This is a genomic window from Streptomyces sp. NPDC037273 (genome assembly GCF_055603625.1).
Map to the genome: position 1 here is coordinate 13,372 of NZ_JBVJVO010000005.1, position 16,989 is coordinate 30,360.

General features: G+C 69.4%; 21 protein-coding genes. 10 read left to right on the forward strand and 11 right to left on the reverse strand.

Annotated elements, in window-relative coordinates; translation table 11 throughout:
* The first annotated feature begins 45 nt into the window (after nt 1-45).
* The gene (locus ACZ7G1_RS14965) at nt 46-609 is read left to right on the forward strand and encodes a CGNR zinc finger domain-containing protein (protein WP_470874880.1); all 564 of its coding nucleotides are present in this window, start codon (nt 46-48) and stop codon (nt 607-609) included.
* Between the two features lie 159 nt (nt 610-768).
* Here the strand turns inward: ACZ7G1_RS14965 and ACZ7G1_RS14970 are convergent, their stop codons facing one another.
* Complete coding sequence (locus ACZ7G1_RS14970) at nt 769-2,532, reverse strand: sulfatase (RefSeq protein ID WP_470874878.1); 1,764 nt, start codon at nt 2,530-2,532, stop codon at nt 769-771.
* 321 nt (nt 2,533-2,853) lie between these two features.
* Between ACZ7G1_RS14970 and ACZ7G1_RS14975 the strand changes: the two genes are divergently transcribed.
* From ACZ7G1_RS14975 to ACZ7G1_RS14995, 5 genes are all read left to right on the forward strand, one after another.
* Nucleotides 2,854-3,153 (forward strand): hypothetical protein, encoded by a 300-nt coding sequence (locus ACZ7G1_RS14975; RefSeq protein ID WP_470874876.1) that lies wholly within the window; start codon nt 2,854-2,856, stop codon nt 3,151-3,153.
* A 390-nt stretch (nt 3,154-3,543) separates the two neighbouring features.
* Nucleotides 3,544-4,386 (forward strand): SAM hydroxide adenosyltransferase, encoded by an 843-nt coding sequence (locus ACZ7G1_RS14980; RefSeq protein WP_470874874.1) that lies wholly within the window; start codon nt 3,544-3,546, stop codon nt 4,384-4,386.
* A gap of 147 nt (nt 4,387-4,533) precedes the next feature.
* Nucleotides 4,534-5,409, forward strand: coding sequence for an ABC transporter substrate-binding protein (locus ACZ7G1_RS14985; RefSeq protein WP_470874872.1), 876 nt, complete (start codon nt 4,534-4,536; stop codon nt 5,407-5,409).
* A gap of 10 nt (nt 5,410-5,419) precedes the next feature.
* The gene (locus ACZ7G1_RS14990; protein WP_470874870.1) at nt 5,420-6,307 is read left to right on the forward strand and encodes an amino acid ABC transporter permease; all 888 of its coding nucleotides are present in this window, start codon (nt 5,420-5,422) and stop codon (nt 6,305-6,307) included.
* On the forward strand, nt 6,304-7,050 hold the full coding sequence (locus ACZ7G1_RS14995) for an amino acid ABC transporter ATP-binding protein (RefSeq protein WP_470874868.1): 747 nt from the start codon (nt 6,304-6,306) through the stop codon (nt 7,048-7,050). Before ACZ7G1_RS14990 ends, ACZ7G1_RS14995 begins: the two co-directional genes overlap by 4 nt.
* Nucleotides 7,051-7,204: 154 nt before the next feature.
* On the opposite strand, the gene ACZ7G1_RS15000 is transcribed toward ACZ7G1_RS14995, so the two are convergent.
* The 4 genes from ACZ7G1_RS15000 to ACZ7G1_RS15015 form a co-directional block, all read right to left on the reverse strand.
* Nucleotides 7,205-7,534: a hypothetical protein gene (locus tag ACZ7G1_RS15000; protein WP_470874866.1), complete on the reverse strand. Its 330-nt coding sequence runs from the start codon at nt 7,532-7,534 to the stop codon at nt 7,205-7,207.
* Between the two features lie 24 nt (nt 7,535-7,558).
* Nucleotides 7,559-7,834, reverse strand: a complete 276-nt coding sequence (locus ACZ7G1_RS15005; protein ID WP_470874864.1) for a hypothetical protein — start codon at nt 7,832-7,834, stop codon at nt 7,559-7,561.
* A gap of 85 nt (nt 7,835-7,919) precedes the next feature.
* A complete protein-coding gene (locus ACZ7G1_RS15010) occupies nt 7,920-8,378 on the reverse strand; it encodes an STAS domain-containing protein (protein ID WP_470874862.1) in 459 nt (152 codons plus the stop codon).
* 81 nt (nt 8,379-8,459) lie between these two features.
* A complete protein-coding gene (locus ACZ7G1_RS15015; protein ID WP_470874860.1) occupies nt 8,460-8,822 on the reverse strand; it encodes a helix-turn-helix transcriptional regulator in 363 nt (120 codons plus the stop codon).
* Nucleotides 8,823-9,148: 326 nt separating this feature from the next.
* Between ACZ7G1_RS15015 and ACZ7G1_RS15020 the strand changes: the two genes are divergently transcribed.
* Together ACZ7G1_RS15020 and ACZ7G1_RS15025 are read left to right on the forward strand one after the other, a co-directional pair.
* Complete coding sequence (locus ACZ7G1_RS15020; RefSeq protein ID WP_470874858.1) at nt 9,149-9,763, forward strand: hypothetical protein; 615 nt, start codon at nt 9,149-9,151, stop codon at nt 9,761-9,763.
* Between the two features lie 202 nt (nt 9,764-9,965).
* Nucleotides 9,966-10,577, forward strand: coding sequence for a 3'-5' exonuclease (locus ACZ7G1_RS15025; RefSeq protein WP_470874856.1), 612 nt, complete (start codon nt 9,966-9,968; stop codon nt 10,575-10,577).
* A gap of 54 nt (nt 10,578-10,631) precedes the next feature.
* Here ACZ7G1_RS15025 and ACZ7G1_RS15030 read toward each other — a convergent pair whose 3' ends face one another.
* Nucleotides 10,632-11,357: a dienelactone hydrolase family protein gene (locus ACZ7G1_RS15030; RefSeq protein ID WP_470874854.1), complete on the reverse strand. Its 726-nt coding sequence runs from the start codon at nt 11,355-11,357 to the stop codon at nt 10,632-10,634.
* A 374-nt stretch (nt 11,358-11,731) separates the two neighbouring features.
* Nucleotides 11,732-11,908, reverse strand: coding sequence for a hypothetical protein (locus ACZ7G1_RS15035; protein WP_470874852.1), 177 nt, complete (start codon nt 11,906-11,908; stop codon nt 11,732-11,734).
* 206 nt (nt 11,909-12,114) lie between these two features.
* On the opposite strand from ACZ7G1_RS15035, the gene ACZ7G1_RS15040 reads away from it, so the two are divergent.
* Entirely contained in the window at nt 12,115-12,888 is a 774-nt protein-coding gene (locus ACZ7G1_RS15040; RefSeq protein WP_470874850.1) for a glycosyltransferase family 2 protein, read from the forward strand.
* A 191-nt stretch (nt 12,889-13,079) separates the two neighbouring features.
* Here the strand turns inward: ACZ7G1_RS15040 and ACZ7G1_RS15045 are convergent, their stop codons facing one another.
* On the reverse strand, nt 13,080-13,325 hold the full coding sequence (locus tag ACZ7G1_RS15045) for a hypothetical protein (RefSeq protein ID WP_470874848.1): 246 nt from the start codon (nt 13,323-13,325) through the stop codon (nt 13,080-13,082).
* Between the two features lie 356 nt (nt 13,326-13,681).
* Between ACZ7G1_RS15045 and ACZ7G1_RS15050 the strand changes: the two genes are divergently transcribed.
* Entirely contained in the window at nt 13,682-14,632 is a 951-nt protein-coding gene (locus ACZ7G1_RS15050; protein WP_470874846.1) for an RNA-binding protein, read from the forward strand.
* A 76-nt stretch (nt 14,633-14,708) separates the two neighbouring features.
* Here ACZ7G1_RS15050 and ACZ7G1_RS15055 read toward each other — a convergent pair whose 3' ends face one another.
* The 3 genes from ACZ7G1_RS15055 to ACZ7G1_RS15065 all read right to left on the reverse strand — a co-directional run bounded on the left by ACZ7G1_RS15055 (nt 14,709) and on the right by ACZ7G1_RS15065 (nt 16,172).
* Nucleotides 14,709-15,401 carry a DUF4241 domain-containing protein gene (locus tag ACZ7G1_RS15055; protein ID WP_470874844.1) on the reverse strand — a complete coding sequence of 231 codons (693 nt, stop codon included), beginning with the start codon at nt 15,399-15,401 and terminating at the stop codon, nt 14,709-14,711.
* A 158-nt stretch (nt 15,402-15,559) separates the two neighbouring features.
* Nucleotides 15,560-15,931 carry a fic family toxin-antitoxin system, toxin component gene (locus ACZ7G1_RS15060; RefSeq protein WP_470874842.1) on the reverse strand — a complete coding sequence of 124 codons (372 nt, stop codon included), beginning with the start codon at nt 15,929-15,931 and terminating at the stop codon, nt 15,560-15,562.
* Between the two features lie 13 nt (nt 15,932-15,944).
* Complete coding sequence (locus ACZ7G1_RS15065) at nt 15,945-16,172, reverse strand: hypothetical protein (RefSeq protein ID WP_470874840.1); 228 nt, start codon at nt 16,170-16,172, stop codon at nt 15,945-15,947.
* Nucleotides 16,173-16,989 lie beyond the last annotated feature (817 nt).

Below are 16,989 nucleotides of genomic sequence, written 5' to 3' on the forward strand. Positions count from 1 at the left end.
AGCTGGTTCAGGTAGTAGTGCTTGGTGGTACGGAAGGTGGTGACCGTGGAAGTGACCCCGGAGGCCCGTCAGCTGTTCCGGCTGGACAACGAGGTGCTGGCGTTCCGCTTCACTGCCACGGTGAGCGACCGGGACGGCGAAGCACCCCACGAGCGGCTCTCCGGCCACAGTCGGCTGAAGCTCTGGTTGCACGCCGCGGGCCTCGACGTCCCCGACGTCTCACCCGCCGAGCTCCGGGACGCGCTCACCCTGAGGGAAGCGATCTACCGTGCCGGGCTGGCAGTCGCTTCCGCCCAACGACCCGGTTCCTGTGACGCGGCGATCCTGAACAGGGCCGCCGCCGCAGGACAGTCCAGGCCGGCGCTCGACGCAGACGGGCTCGCGGTCTGGAACCTCAGCAAGGAGGCCCCGGTACCGGACGCGCTCGGCGTGCTTGCGGCCGACGCCATCCACGTACTCGGAGGCCCCGACCGCGACCGGATCAAGGCGTGCGAAGGCCCCGGCTGCGCCGGCCTGTTCCTCGATAGCAGCCGCGGGGCGAATCGCCGTTGGTGCTCGATGAACACCTGTGGCAACAGGGTGAAGAAGGCGCGGCTCGCCGGGAAGTAGCCGGAGCGGTGGCGGCCGGGGGGCCGGAGGCTCCGCCGGCAGGAGCCCACCGCCGCCTCGGAGCGCTGTTTCGGAGCACCGCCTCGAAGCGCCCTCACAGGCCGCCGTCTCAGACCGCCGTCTCAGGGCCGCGCTTCAGAGCGCCACCAGACAGCCGCCTCAGAGCACCGCGAGCTCGTCGGCGATCGGCCGGAGCCGGTCGGCGGGCACCGCGTGGCCGACGATGGCGGCGATGTCGAGCAGGGGGGTCGGGCCCAGGAACTGCAGGAGTTCGGAGTCCGCGATGCCGGGCAGGTGCCGCTCGACGACCTCCGCGGCTTTCGGGTCCTGGAGGAGCGCCGCGAGCGGCGTGTGCAGGGACAGCCGGCCCTTCGGGAAGTCTTCGGCGCGGGGCAGCGGGACGGCGGCCTTCTCCGCCTGCCCCCGCTGGGCCCGTACGAGCAGGTGCCTGTCGGCCACCGCCCCTTCGGCAGGCAGTCCGAGCCGTTCGTACTGGCTCGCCGGGGCCTCGTTGCGCCGCATCAGGTCCACCAGCAGGGTGGCGAGCCGCAGCTCAGCCGCGTCGTCGACGAGGGGGGCGAGCTGTTCGGGGTCGTCGTGCAGGTCAAACAGCAGGCTGCCGTGGTGGTACGGGTTGACGAAGGTGCGTCCCGGCATCCGCAAGGTGGGGACGCCCTTGGTGAAGCCGAACGGCTCGCGGAGCTGCACGCCGGTCAGTTCGGCGGGGGTGAAGCGGCCGCGCATGTGCGTCGGCATGAGGGTGTGCTCCTCCAAGGGGGTGTTGTCGGGGGCGACGGGCGCGCGCATGTAGACGTACCTGCCGTCGGTGACGTTGACGTGCCCGCCGTGGATGCCGAACAGGCCCGCCTCGCGGATGGCCTCGTCCGTGGCGACGGGGAGCGGGGTCCCTTGCATGTCGGCCGGGATGCCGACGCCGAAGTACTCCAGGAGTGTCGGTGCCAGGTCGATGGTCTGCACGAGGGCGTCGCTCCGCCGGCCCGCGCCGCCGGAGCGGGGGTCCCAGACGAACAGCGGCAGATGGACGAGCTCGTTGTACCAGGGCTGGACGGACTTGCCCCACCAGCCCTTCTCGCCGAGCAGCAGGCCGTGGTCGGTGTTGACGATCAGGAGCGTGTCGTCCCACAGGCCGTACTCGTCCATGGCGTCGAGCACCCGACCCAGAGACCGGTCGCACATGGAGAGCAGGGCGGCGTACTCGTACCCGGCGTGCGCGACCTGCTCGTCCGTCTCCACCACCCTCTTGTAGTCGGGCCAGTCGAAGTGGGGCCCCTCGTACGCATGCGGGTAGAGGTCCTTGTACCGCTGGTGGCTGAAGAACGGCTCGTGCGGGTCGAAGGTCTCGATCTGCACGAACCAGCGGTCCTCCGCGTGGTTGGTACGGATGAAGTCGAGCCCTGCGTCGAAGGTGAGCGTCTGGGGGTGTCGGTCCTCGGTCGCCATGTGCGGGCGGTTGACCCAGTCCTGGCGGTAGATGGCCGAGCGCATCCGCTTCAGGTCCTCGGGAATCTCCGGGTCCGCCACCTGACCCTTCCACGGGTCGCCCTCCTGGCCGCGGAAGAACTCCCAGGAGTTGTACCGGCCGTGGTAGGTGGCGCCTCCGTCTTCCCAGTAGTGCGGGTGGTCGCTGACGAGGTGCGTGTACACCCCGTTCCGCTTCAGCAGCTCCGGCATCGAGTCGTCGAACGGTTCGAGCGGTCCCCAGCTGCGGTGCAGGAAGTTGTAGCGGCCCGTGTGCAGTTCGCGGCGGGCCGGCATGCACGGCATCGACCCCGCGTAGGCGTTGTCGAAGGTCACCGAACGCTCGGCGAGCCGGGAGAAGTTCGGGGCGTGGGTCCAGTCGCCGCCGTACGGCGGCAGCATCCGCCGGTTGAGGCTGTCGAACATCACCATGATGGCCCGCATCGGAGGTAGTTCCCTTCGGTCTGACACGGCGGTCAGTGCCTCGCGTCCCGCCCCGGTCAGCTGGTCGACCTTCGCATCCGGCCGGCCCCCGCGCGGATCGACCTCGCAAAGTTTCCTTGGTGCGGTCATTCCTATGCGCGAGCCGAGGCAAGGTCAACGCATCGCCGAAGCCCGAAACGGACCGTTCACACGAGCCCGGTCCGCGGCCGGGTGCCGAGCTCCGAGGGTGACGTCGCCCCGGCGCTGTCCGCCCGGCGCCGCCGGCTGCGGAGTGCCGGCGTAACCCTGCGGCATTCAGGGGCAGTTCGTCATGATGTGGCGGTGAGCGGACTATGGAGTTACTTCGAAGAGTACGAGGAGATCTTCGCCGCCCTGGTCGCCGCCATCGCCATCGTCGGCGGCCTCCTCGGCAGCGTCATCGGCGCGAAGATCCAGGCGAACGGCGGCCGAGACCAGGCGGCGGCAGCGCGGGAGGCCGCGCAGATCGCGGCCGAGGCCCAGCGCGTGGCGGCGCTGTGGACCGTTCGGCATGCTGCAGGACGGGGCGAGTGGCGCTTCGGAAGCGAACCTCGCGGTCACCGCCTATCGCGACCGAATGATCGACCCTGCGAGTACCCGTAAGTCCAAGGAAGCGGCGCCGAGAGAGGCCAGGGAGAAGCTGCGGGCCATCATGCCGAGCCTCACCGGAGCCCGGCGGCGAGCGGCATAGGTGGTGCGGCGCTCACGTGGCCGATGGCTCCGGACGGCCGACCGTCTGTCCATTCTGTGGACAGGGTGTCCACACCGCGCTCGCGTAGTGCTAACGTCCCGCCCATGCAGCACACCGCCAGCCTCGCCATGATGCGAATGATGCCCCGAACCTCGGAGGCGCTTCGCTAGCGAAGCCGTGTGCGCACAGGATGCGACGGACCCTCCGGAAACGGAGGGTCCTTTTTTGTTTGCCGGGCCGTCCGAACTCCGAGCCCCTCGCCGCCGGACCCCCGAACCTCTCGACAGAAGGCAAGTACCGCCATGACCCGTCTACCGGTCGTCTCCCTCACCGACTGTGCCGACCCCAACGCGCTGGCCCGGCAGTCCACCCGGATCGCCACCCTCTTCGGCGCGACGCCGACCGTCCTGCCGCTGACGGGACCGGACCCGGAGGGCGCCGCCGCCCTCACCCTGCTCGACCTGCTCCGCTCCACGGACCTGATCGGCGGGCCCACCCAGCCGGTGGTGGTCCTCGTGAACATCGCGCCGAGGGACGGGCACTGGCCGAACGGCGTGCCGTTCTGCTGGTTCCGGCACGGGGACCACCTGGTCATCAGCACGCTGAACCACCGGGTGCTCGCTCCGCTGGCGGCCTACCTGGGACTGGAGGAGGTGCACGTCACCGACGTCCGCGAGGTGCTGGAGGCGGCCGCCGACGACTGGGCCGAGCTGGCGCCGGCCGAGGTCGAGGAGATGGTGCGGACCCAGTTCCGCAGCCTCTGGTACGTGCCGCTGCTCGCCCGCTGGCTGGCCGACGGGCACGCGGTTCCCTCGCAGGCCCTGGCGGTGGAGCAGCCGGTCTCGGGTGACGTGCGGATCGCCGTCGTGGACAACTTCGGCAACTGCAAGCTGGACCGGCCGGCCGTCGAGCTGCCCGGCTACGACGGCGCGAAGGGCCTGCTCGTGCACAACCGGCGCGAGGGCCGAGACGTCGAGGTGCGATGTTACGACCGGCTTCCCGACGTCCCGCTCGGCGAGCCCGGCATCACGGTCGGGAGTTCGGGTGTCGGCTTCGCCGAGCTGGTGGTCCGCGGCGGTTCCGCGGCCGACGTGTTCGGTCTGCGCCAGGGCGACCAGGTCTTCCAGCTCCAGCTCACCAGCTGACGTACGGCTGAACGCACCGCACGGCTCCCTCCTTGCGGCTCCCGTATTAGGCTCGCCCTTTCGGCTCGCCCTTTCGGCTCGCCCTTCGGCTCGCCCTTCGGCTCCCCTTTCCGCTTGTCCCGTCACCCTCTTTCGAAGGACCCCCTGATGTCCCGTACTCGAATAGCCCTCGCGGCCTCCGCCGCCTCCGCCGTCGTCCTCGTGGCGGCCGGCTGCGCGCCCCAGCCGCAGAGCACCCCCGGTGCCGCCGGTTCCGCCAAGGCCGCCGACTGCACGACCGGCAGCCCGAGTCTCCACAAGTCCGGCCAGCTGACCATCGCGACGGACTCCCCGGCCTACGAGCCGTGGTTCGACAGCAATACCCCGTCCAACGGCAAGGGCTTCGAGAGCGCGGTGGCCTACGCGGTGGCCGGCAAGCTGGGCTTCGCGAAGGACCAGGTGAAGTGGGTCGTCGAGCCCTTCGCGCATTCCTACGCACCCGGGGCGAAGGCGTACGACTTCGACATCAACCAGATCTCCATCACCCCGCAGCGTGCCAAGGCCGTTGACTTCTCCACCAGTTACTACACGGCCAACCAGGCCATCCTGACCCTGGACGATTCGAAGTTCGCGAAGGCCGGGTCCCTGAGCGCGTTCAAGGACGCGAAGATCGGTGTGCAGGTCGCGACGACCAGCTACCAGGCGGTGCTCGACCAGCTCAAGCCCTCGCAGAAGCCGAGCGTCTTCAACACCACCAAGGACGAGGTCACGGCTCTGACGAACGGTCAGATCGACGCGATCGTCACCGATCTGCCGACCGTGTTCTACCTGGCCGGCGCGGAGCTGGACAACGGGAAGATCGTCGGCCAGTTCGGCTACGCGGGCGGCACCCCTGAGGAGTTCGGCCTGCTCCTGCCGAAGAACAGCGGGTACACCTCCTGCGTGAACCAGGCCCTGAGCGCCCTCAAGGCCGACGGGACGATCGCCAAGCTCACCCAGCAGTGGCTGTCCGCCTCGGCGAACGTCCCCGAGCTGAAGCAGTAGCGGGCCGGCTGTGGAACTCACGAAAACCGACGTGTCGCCGCCGTCGGACGACACCTACCAGCCCAGCGAGCACGAGCGGGAGCGGCAACGTTTCCGTCGTACCCGCAAGCGCCGCCAGACCTGGATCGCCGCCCTGTGCACCGTCTTCGCCCTGGTGGCGCTGGGGGTGGCGGCGGTCGCCTCGCCGGGCTGGGAGCGCGTCCGCAGTCTGTTCCTCGACGGCGCCGAGCTGCGGGCCGCCTTCCCCGAGCTCCTCGAAGGCTTCTGGCTCAACATCCAGATGTTCGTCGTCGCCGAGGTCCTGATCCTCGTCCTGGGTCTCCTGATCGCCCTGGTACGGGTGACCCGCGCGCCCGGCCTTCAGCCGCTGAGGCTGGCCGCGACCGTCTACGTGGACGTCTTCCGCGGCGTACCGACCCTGCTGCTGGTCTTCCTCGTCGGATTCGGGCTGCCGGCCCTACAGCTGCAGGGCACCCCGTCCCAGCCCTGGGTGCTCGGCGTGATCGCCCTGGTCCTCTCGTACGCCGCCTACGTCGCCGAGGTCTTCCGGGCCGGACTCAACTCGGTGCACCCAGCGCAGCGCAACGCCGCGCGGGCCCTCGGCCTCAACGAACGGAAGACCCTGCGGTACGTGGTGCTGCCGCAGGCGGTGCGCAACGTGCTCCCGCCCCTGCTCAACGACTTCATCGCACTGCAGAAGGACACCGCGCTGGTCGCCGTCCTCGGTCCGCTGGAGGCGCTGCGGGCCGCGCAGATCAGGGCGGACTACGACTTCAACTACACCCCGTACCTGGGAGCGGCTCTGTTGTTCATCGCGGTGACCATTCCGTTGACCCGCTTCGCCGACCGGCTCCAGCGGCGGGCCGCGCAGCGCACCTGGGCGGGGGCCAGCCGATGACCCGGCCCCTGCTGCGCATCCGCGGCGTCCGCAAGCAATACGGCTCGCGCCTGGTCCTGCGCTCCATCGACCTGGACGTCGCCGAGCACCAGGTCGTCTGCCTCATCGGCGGCTCGGGCTCGGGCAAGTCCACGCTGCTCCGGTGCGTGGACCTCCTGGAGACCGTCGACGACGGCACCGTACACCTGGGCGACAGCGAGCTGACCGACCCCCGCCTGGACCCCGACGTCGCCCGCCGGCGGATCGGCATCGTCTTCCAGGCCTACAACCTGTTCCCGCACTTGAGCGTGCTGGACAACATCACCCTCGCCCCCCGCCAGGTCCACGGCGTGCCCCGCAAACAGGCCGAGGCCCACGCCCGCGAACTCCTGTCCCGGCTCGGTCTCGCCGACAAGGCACACGAACACCCCGACCGGCTCTCCGGCGGACAGCAGCAACGCGCCGCAATCGCCCGCGCCCTGGCCACCGAACCGGAGCTACTGCTCTTCGACGAGATCACCTCTGCCCTCGACCCCGAACTCGTGGGCGAGGTCCTGGACGTCGTCGCGGACCTCAAACAGCGCGGCCTGACCATCCTCATGGCCACCCACGAGATGGACTTCGCCCGGCACGTCGCCGACCAGGTCTGCTTCCTGGAGGACGGCGTGATCGTCGAGCAGGGCACCGCCGAACAGGTCCTCACCGCTCCCCGGGAACGGGCCACCCAGCGCTTCCTGGCACGCGCCCTCGACCGCTCCTCGTAGTACGTGATGTGGGGGTGGGGGTGGGGGGCTGGGTGATGTGGGTTGGTGTCGGCGGCTGAATGGGTGCGGGGGGGGGAGGGGAGTTCAGCCGCCGACGGTTCACGGCACATACGGGCCCGGCGTCCTGCGGGGGTCGTCCTCGGCACGCTGCTGTTCACGGTGGGCGTGGGTTGAGGATGAAGCCGTCGGAGTGGGAGACGGCCGTGAGGATGAAGCCGTCCGGGTGGGAGACGGCCGTGAGGCCTGCCTGCCGCAGGACAGCGGTGATGGCGGTGGCGACCGCGTCTCGGATGCGGGAGAGCTCGGCCAGGGCGGTCAGGTCGGCGTCGGCGGCGTGGGCGCGCAGGGTGGTCCGCACGAGGTGGCCGGCGGGCCAGGTGACGATGACTCCATAGGCGTGTTCTTGCAGGCGCAGACCGCTGTCGGGGCCGTACCCGGCGGCGTTAAGCACCATGTGGACGGTGTCGAGCAGGTCGTGGTCCATGACGTACCCCCACTCTGCCGCCCCCTACGCCGCCGCCGGACTGCGCGCCGGGCTGGGCATGGTGGCGACGACGGTCAACGGAATCCCGAGCCCCTCGCACAGCCGACGGACCCTGGCGAGCACGCTGAGCGATGCCGGTGAGGGGTCAGGCGCGGACAGTTGGATCCGTACACGGCGCGGGCGGTGGGTGAACAGAAGCGTCTCGACCTGCACCGCGGCCGCCGCCCGGCTGGGTACGCCCAGGTCGTGCGGGAGTGCCAGGTGCAGGACGTCCTCCTCGACCGCGTACCGCATCAGCATGATTCCTTCCTCCCGTACTTCTCTGACAGACGCTGCTCACTGCCGCGGGGCTCGGTGTCTGGCCGCGGCAGGGCGCGGGACGCTGTCACCTGCGGATGTCTGGCGGCCGGGACGGGGTGGGCATCTTCCGATCTCCTGGTGCCCGCGCGCCGGTGCCGGGCGCGGGATGAGCGTGGATGGTGAAGGCGCCGTGGGTGTGGGTCAGTTGCAGCAGGCGGGCGACCTGCGGGCTGAGGGCCGTCAGCGCGAGGGTTTTCCCCGCGTGTTGCGCGAGCAGGTTCAGCCGGAGCAGGACGTCCAGGCCCGAGCAGTCACAGAAGGTGACGCCGGACAGGTCGATGTCGAGCCCGGAGCCGCTGGAGTCCAGGGCCGCGATGAGGTCCTGGCACAGCCCGTCGGCGTCGTCCATGTCGATCTCGCCGCGAACGCGGGCCAGCACTCGCTGGGGTCCCGCCTCGAACTCCACGGCGATGAGGGAGGGGGTCAGGATCTCGCTGACACGTTCTGCGGCCGTCAGGGTCACAGGTGCGGGAAGTGTGGTCATGGCCTGTCCCTTCGCTACCCAAAGAGGAAGGACTGGCGATACGGGCGGGGGCGGTGCGTCGAGGCCGTCGCCCTGGGCGGGTCAGCCGTGTGTGTGGCGCTCATGGTGATCACCGTCCACGGTGGGGCGTGATTCCGCGTCGGCCGTGTGCTCGAGGTCGACCAGCAGCTGTAGCAGCTCCGCGATCTCGTGGTGCCCCTCGGCCGGGTGGCGAAAGAGAGTCCCGGGCGTGACCTCGTAGTGATTCCGGCGACCGTGGCGCTCCCGGGTGAGGTAACCAGCGGTCTCCAGATCCGTGACGATGGCCTGGGCCGCCCGCTCGGTGAGCCGGCAACCCTCGGCCAGCTCCCGCAGCCGGATCTCCGGATCGCGAAGGATCATGGCAAGGATCCGGGCGTGGTGCGTGACGAACGTCCAGCTGGTACGCGGCTCCACTGATTCCATGTCCGAAATTGTAGGTTTTGCGACTCGCGTTTCGCCAGACCGGAATCCGAGTTCTGGTAATCACCGTCCGTAACCGACGTGTGCGCGCCCATGCCGCCGGCCCACGGCGGGCTCGACCCGGCGTGTCACCGGCGCCGACTCGATCGGGCGATCCTGGAAGGCCAGCCAGGCGCATGCCGATGGATCGACATCCCTCGGCTGGGGTCGGGCCACCCAGCGGGGACGCACGCCGGGGCCTCGTCGGCCGATACCTCCAGGGCACCGGCAGAATCAACGGGCGCCGAGCATCGTATGGTGCGACTTCCCCATGCGAGAGGAACGAATTGATGTTCGGCTACTGGCTGGCGGTCGTCCGCCGACTGGCCTTGCCCGCGCTGGCGATCGGCACGGTGCTCGCGGCGGCCATGACTGCCGCCCTGGTCCTGGGCGACGGCACGCCCTGGAGTGAGACCGCCCCCCAAGCCCTGGCCGCAGGCGCTGCGGGCGCCCTCGCCTTCGCCACCGTGCTCTCGACCTCCACAGCGGTGAACGCCGCCCGCACCGCCCGACGGTACGGGGTCGCTCTCAGCCCTGAAGCCGTGGCCCTGCCCTGCGTCCGTGAGGTGCGGATACCCGCCATCGCAGGGAGGACCGCATTCCAGCTCACGGACAGCGTGCGCTACGAGGTCGAGAAGGACCCCGTCCTCCGAGTGAACGAGATCACCGCGTTCGGCCACGGCACCCTGGACCTGACCGTTCACGGCCCGTCGGACACGCTGGTCCTCGTGCAGGTCCGCGTCACTACCGGGCCTGAGGAGACCGCTGCCGTCGTGGAGGCGCGCCCGGAGGCCACGTACAAGCGGCTGGACGCGGCGGCCTGTTGGGCCGTCGCCCGCGTCGTCGAGGAGCGCATGGCGGATGCCCTGCGTGCCGAGGTCGCGGACAGCGGCACCGACCGCTGACGCGCCCGGCCTCCCAAACGCCGAGGCCAGCAGGAGTCAGCCCCAAGCCACCCACTCGATGCGGCCAGCACGCCCCGGTCCGGATCGTTCTTCCCGCTTTCGGCCCCCGGCGGCCATGCCAAGTCAGCGATGCTGGTGTCGGCGGGTGCACAGGAGGAAATTGTGGTGCTGGAACCGCGCGAGCCTCCCTACCCTCAGCCTCATGCGCCACGAACCCGCCCTCCTCAACGTCATTGATGTGGAAGCCACTTGCTGGGACGGGCAGCCGCCGCCCGGATCGGTGAACGAGATCATCGAGATTGGTCTCACCGTCGTGGACGTGACGGCCAGGCGCCGTGTGTCCCGGCACCGTGTCTTGGTCCGCCCTGTCCGGTCGACGGTCAGCGACTTCTGCACCGAGCTGACCGGACTGACGCAAGCCGAGGTGAACCGGGGCGTCTCCTTCGCCGAGGCCTGCCGGATCCTCGTCGAGGAGTACGAGGCTGGGCAGCGCCCCTGGGCGAGTTGGGGCGAGTACGACCGTCGGCAATTCGCTCGGCAGAGTCAGGCGGACGGCGTGGCCTACCCGTTCGGCTACCCGACCGAGCGCACCCACACCAACGCCAAGGCCGTCTTCACCACGGCCTACGGGCTTCGCCGGAAACCGGGCATGAACCACGCCCTTCAGATCGCCGGACTGCCGCTCGAGGGACGTCACCACCGCGGCGAGGACGATGCCTGGAACATCGCCGCACTCGTCCTCGATCTGTTGGGTCGCGGGGCTTGGCCGGCCACGGCGGAAGTCGTGCGTCAGGCAGGTGTCGAGCCGGCGTAGCGACCAGCCCACGTACAGCCGCAGCAGCTCAGCACCGCTTCCACCACTGAGTAGTCACTCCACTACAGGCAGGCACTCGGCGAGCAGGCCGACGACGTCATGCCAGGCTCGCTGCGCATGCCGTGGGTGGTGTCCGACGCCGGGGAGCACTGTGTGGTCGACCGTCGGGTGGTGGAAGGCGTGCAAGGCGCCGCCGTAGACGACGAGGCGCCAGTCGACGCCCGCTTCCTGCATCTCGGCGGTGAACGCTTCCCGTTGCGCGGGCGGCATGATCGGGTCTTCCGACCCCACGCCGGCCCACACCGGGCAGCGGATACGCGCCGCCTCGTCCGCCCGGCCGGTGATCAGCCCGTTGACGGTCGCGATCGCGCGCAAGTCGACGCCGTCGCGCCCGAGTTCCAGCGCGATGGCGCCGCCGGTGCCGTAGCCGACGGCGGCGATCCGGTCGGAGTCGGTTCGCGGTTCGGCGCGCAGCACATCGAGCGCCGCGTGGCCGATGCCCCGCATCCGGTCGGGGTCGGCGAGCAACGGCATGCAACGGGCCAGCATCTCCTCGGGGTCACCCAAGTAGCGTCCGCCGTGGATGTCGAAGGCGAACGCCACGTAGCCCAGTTCGGCGAGCGCGTCGGCCCGACGGCGTTCGACGTCGCTGAGCCCCGTGCCCTCCGGTCCCAGCAGCACTGCGGGCCGGCGCTCGCTACCGGCCGGGAGCGCGAGGTGCCCGACCATCGTCAGACCGTCGGCCAGGTACTCGACCGTGCGCGTGGTAATCGTCGTCATGAGACACGACGCTACTGATCGGCGGATACGGTCGGGCCCGGGTTCACCACTGGCGGAACTGCACGGACGCCCCTCTGACCGCAACAGAAACCACGGCCAGCCACCTCAAGGTCCGCAGATCAGCCCGGCCTGCTGCACACCTGCCACCCTGGGAGCCGGGCATACGGAGCCGAGGCAAGGCCCACCCGCACCCCGCGCACATCGAGATACTGACGGTCATGACGTACGCCCCGAAGCCCACCCCGTCTCCGCGATCTCCGCGATCTCCGCGTTCTCCGCGTTCTCCGCGATCAAGATCCGGACCGCAGGGCTTGTGTTCTGCGGCGACGACGTCGCTCTCATCCGCCGCGATCGAGCCGAGCCGACTCCGTCCACTACGCGACGCCCGGCGGCAACGTCGAGGACGGGAAGACCTCGACACCGCCCTTGCCCGGGAACTGGCCGAGGAACTCGGCCTCGACACCGCTCTGACGGAAGGCGGGGACCTGCTGTGGGTCATGGATCAGCGTGTCACCCGTCCCGGCCCTACCCCGCCTCCTCGCAAGATCCATCTGAACTACACCTGGATCTGACCACCGACGGTGTGAACCTGAACCACGATCGGCCCGCGCATGCGGGCCGGCTGTTGACGAGGTCGGCGAGGTCGACCTACCGGGACCACAGGCAGGCGGCCGGGTCACCGGCGGCGCCCCCACGTTCTCCCCAAGGCTTGAGTGCTTGAATGAGCGTCGTCTACGGCCGGAGAAGGAGAAGTACTGTGCCCCTGGTGTCCGTCGTGATGCCCGTATACAACTCGGCGGCTACGCTCGGCGCAGCCGTGCGGTCGGTTCTCTCGCAGACTCACAGCGACCTGGAGCTGCTGGTCACCGACGACAAGTCCTCAGATGCCTCCATGGACCTGCTCATGGAGTTCGCCCGCCAGGACGACCGCGTCAAGCCGCAGTCGGCCCCGGAACAGGGCGGCGCCGGCCGGGCACGTAACCTCGCCATCGAACGGGCCCGGGGAGACTACGTAGCCTTTCTCGACAGCGACGACCTGTGGCTTCCCGAGAAGACCCAACGGCAGGTCGAGTTCGCCGCCGCGGCCCGTGTGCCCCTCACGTTCACCTCGTACTACAAAATGGACGCCGACTACGGTGGCGAGGCCGCCGATTTCGTTCCGAACGGCCGGGTGGTCCGCGCGCGGGAGCACGTGGACTACCGCGCGATGCTGGTACGGGACTACATCGGCGCCCTCACCGCCATGTACGACCGCAACGCCCTCGGCACACGACTCATGCCCGACATGCGCAAGCGCCAGGACTACGCCCTCTGGCTGTCGATCATGCGAGACGGCGCCGACGCACGCGGCCTGCCCGAGCCGCTCGCCGTCTACCGGGCTCACCAAGCGGGATCCCTGTCTTCGAACAAGCTCTCGCTGGTGCCGTACAACTGGGAGCTGTACCGCGAGCACGAGGGACTATCCGTCCCCCGGGCCACGCGCGCACTGGCCGGCGCTGTGTGGCAGTCGCTGCGCAACTCGCGGATCTAGGGGCGATGCGCCGGGTGCACGCACTGGGCGTAAGGGCCGCACGAAGCCTGTTCATCCGGAAGATCCCGGAATGCGACCACAGCATCCGCTGTGACCTGGAGTGCCGGGACCCTCTTGGCTTAGCGTCACGCCGCGTGCGCACCGTCTCCGGCCGCTCGGCTATCGCCATCTCCATAGCGGCCACCCTCCGCTCACGCCGCTTCGGCGGGTGCAGGCCGGCCGGCGACAGGGACATCGGGGTGGGACTTCAGTGCGGTACGGGCGTCCACCACGTTCGGGCCGCGCTCGAGCATGGCCCAGTACGGATGGGTGGACACCTGACCCGACAGGTCCCGTACAAGCGCGCGCAGCCGGGCGTCCTCGGCCAGCTGCTCGGGCGTGTACCCGGGGGACGCTTCCCTGCCGCCGGTCAGCTCGCCGGTGTGGGGATGCTTCACGGGAGGCCAGCCTCGCATCGGCTCGACCGACCACGGCAGCGTCCGCGCCAGCGCCTGATGCTCAGCGCGGGCTCGGTGCAGGCGGGCCTGGAGGTCCCTCAGGTCGTCGGGGAAGCCGCTGGGGGACGGTGGTGTCGTTGTCGCGCACATCAAAACCGTACCTCTGTTCGATTAGTGGAGGCCACTCACACGCGCCGCCAGTAGTTGCTGCACCTAAGCACTCCATCCATCCGGAGATCATCCGATTTTCCCTGATTGCGGGATCTGCTCGTCCTACGGGTCCACTGAGACGGCCCGACCTGGGCGAGGAACCGAGGACTAGGCTGGCAGCCTCCCCTCTCCGCCCGAGGAGCAGCGTGCCGCCAGCCTTCGTACACCGGATCACCAAGTACGATCCCGCCGACCGGGACGGGCACGGCTACTACGTCGGCGCCGAGGACACGGTCAGTGACCACGGGCCCGTCGAGGCGGCGTACCTCGCGGCGATCGCCGCCTTCGCGGAGGCCTCCGGCATCGACCGGCTGGAGATCCGGGAGCCATCGGTCAGTGGCTCCGTCCACTTCGGCGGGGAGCCTTCGGTTGCCGGACATGGTCTCGGCGGGCTCTTCCCGCCCGACCTGACCGGCTACCACGACGGGGCGGAGGTCTCCCTTCGGCTGGCTCTGGAGCTGGTGCGCGCCATGCTCCGTGATCAAGGTGCCTGGTGCCGGCTGGAAGCGGGGGACAGATTCGCGGTGCATGTCGGATGGGACCAGTACGTGTACGTATGCAGCGACCAACCCTGCCCGGATGCCGTGGCCCGCACTCGAGGACTCGGGCTGTTCCCGGAAGCAGTGGCGGCCTCGCCCTACGCCATGGAGGTAGAGGAAGCGGACGTGACAGAGGTAGCCGATGAGGCGTTCTGGGCGCGCCTTCGTTCGATGCTGGCCGCACACCGCACGGCACTTCTGGAGGAGGGCTACGTTCGTAACGCCGCTCGCTGGCACCGCCTCACGGAGGAAAATGTCGACGCGGTACGTGCCCGTCTCAGGCCGCGCTCCCTGCTGACCGTATGGCCGGACCTGAACCCCGACGTCAGCGAGGTCCTCGCCTCGCTGCCCGAGGAAGGAGCGGTGGAGTTCGTCTGGGAGACAACGGACGGGACGATCACCCAGGCGATCGTCGACGACACCGAGTACCGGGAGCTCGCCGCCCACGTGGCGAACGCGAGAGCCGCCTGCGCCCTGCCCCTGTCACTCGACGAACGCCACCCACTGTTGCCCGCCGCCCTACCCGACGGCGACGGCGTACTGGGCGCCCGATGGTGAGCGGGCTCGCGCGGTACGGACAGTAGGCGCGCACGCTCGGTAAGGCTCCACTGGGGTCTGAGCGTTGGGGGATTGTCTATTCCATCCACGACAGACTCGGAGCGACGGCTACGGTCGCCACTTGACCGTCCCCAGTGCGCCCGATCCAGACGACCGTCACGCCTTCCTCCGCGGGGTAGGTGAGCAGGTCCGCTCGGCCGGCGTCAACGCTCACCTTCTCGAACTCGCCCGAGCGCAGGCTTTCGGTGTCACGTCCGAGAACAACGCCAGGATTCCGTTCGCACTCTTCCCAGATGCGCCGGAACGGCTCGGTCAAGGTCTGCCAGCTCGCAGCATCGGCGAATGAGCCCATCGCTGTGTCCGTATCAAACCCAACCTCGCCGCCCATGAGACTCCTGTCGGCTTCATCGTCCACGCCGAGGGCCATCTCCCAGACGAACACCGGCTCATCGCGTACCCGCAGGCGGACTGCCGCGCACTCCCGGCCGTCAAAGTACTCCCCCATGAACACGAAGGGAGCTTCGACCCAGGCCGCCTCCACCTCGTACGCTCCCGCGGGAATCCGCTCCGCCAGCTCGCGCGGCGCTCGATCCTCCGGCCAGGGCGTGTCCACCACGAGCCGACCGCTCGGCACTCGAACGGAGGCCACGACGGCCACCTCCACCACGGCTACGGGAACGAGTGGATCATCAGAACGCGCCCCCAGCCAATTCCCCACGGTGAAGACGTCCTCAAGGTACGCCGACCTCTCCGGCCCAGCCCCCGCCATGGCACCCCCATCCCACACGGATCATCCTGTCAACGAACATCGGCAACCCTCGACCCGCTGCCAGGCACCCAAGCGCGAGCGTCCGCGGACCGCTACGACTCTCCCGGGATCGGCAGGCCGGACAGCCGTCCCGAACGCCAACCGGCGCGAGCGTCCCGTCAGCCAGTCCATTCCTTCAACACCGCAGCCACCCGGCGGACGTCGACGGTGCCTGCGGCTATCCGCTCGACCAGGTCGATGGCCTCCTCCGCCGAGACGCTGACTGTCGAGCCGCAGGCGTGGAGGTAGGCGGCGGCCACGACGACGCCGTAGAGCTCGTTGGAGTGTTCCAGGGCGGGGACGCGGACGAGCTGTTCCAGGAGTGCGGCGGCGCGGTGGTGTGGATGTTCGTAGACGGGGGTGTCCATGACGCGGAAGGCATGGCGGGCGCGGGCGGCTTCCAGGGCGCCCCAGTCGGAGATCTCCGGGTCACCGGGAATCTCTTGCTGGGCGACGTCGAGCAACCAGGACAGGTCTATCTGAAGGAACATGGAAGCGGCCCGGTCAGGCGGCGTCGGCGCTGGAAGTAGCCGGGCGGCCGAAGTGCTTCGCGAAGGCCTGGCCGTGCTGCGCGACGAAGGAGCGGGCGCCCTCGACGAAACGTGTGCGGGTCAGGTCAGCGTCCAGGACGCGCCCCGCGTAGTCCTCGGCCGGGACGTGCCTCTCCGCCGCGACGCGCTCCAGTGCCTCGTACGCCTCGTCGCTGATCTCGATGCGGATTTCCCGTGCCATGGGTCCAAGGTAGCGGCTGGCCGTCTGGTGCGGCAGGGGACGGGGCCTCACAGACTCCACTTCGACGGAGAGGCGTCGCTGTGACTGTCGGCATCACAGCCGAAGCCTCCGCTGTTCCGGCGCAGGGCACCTCCCCGGCGCCCTTTCGACGACCGCCGGTCAGAGAGGTCCGTTCCCGAACGGCGAGGGGGCGGGGGGCCTCCCTGATTGCGCCGGGCATCCCGGCCTGGCTGGTATCGGGGCATTTCCACGCGTACGGGGGTACGGGGGCATCTTCGCGACCTGCGACGTTAGGGAAGACGGAGCCCAGTCGGCGCCGGCTTCGCCAAATCCGGCGAAACACACTTTCTTCCTCCGGGACCTCGCCTACCGCCGCCACAACCAATGTCACGTCTAACTGTCGCGGCCTCGTCCGGGCACCGCTCGATGAACGACGCAAGGGGACCTCGGAAGGTCGCCATCAGCGTTCGCCACGGCCCGACTCCAGCGAAGGCATGCGGGGAGGGCGGGAGGTTCGCACTGTACGAGACGGGAGCGGGCCATCGTGCCCCAACGCGCCACGCCCAGGCCCAAGCCACCGCCGTCGGCGTTTCGGCCAACCACCCTTTTCCATAGGCATGTTGTGGGAGACGGGTCGATGCACCCGCCACCCTCCGACACACGCGGAATCTCGGGGTTCCGACCGAGACCGAAATACACCAGTTCGATATCGGAGTGCGGTCGTTGAGCTTCACGACCACGCAGGACGACCGTCCAGGAGGACCCGCCGTTGACTCCGACCTCCACGAACGAGCAGCAGAAATCCACCCCTCCCTCG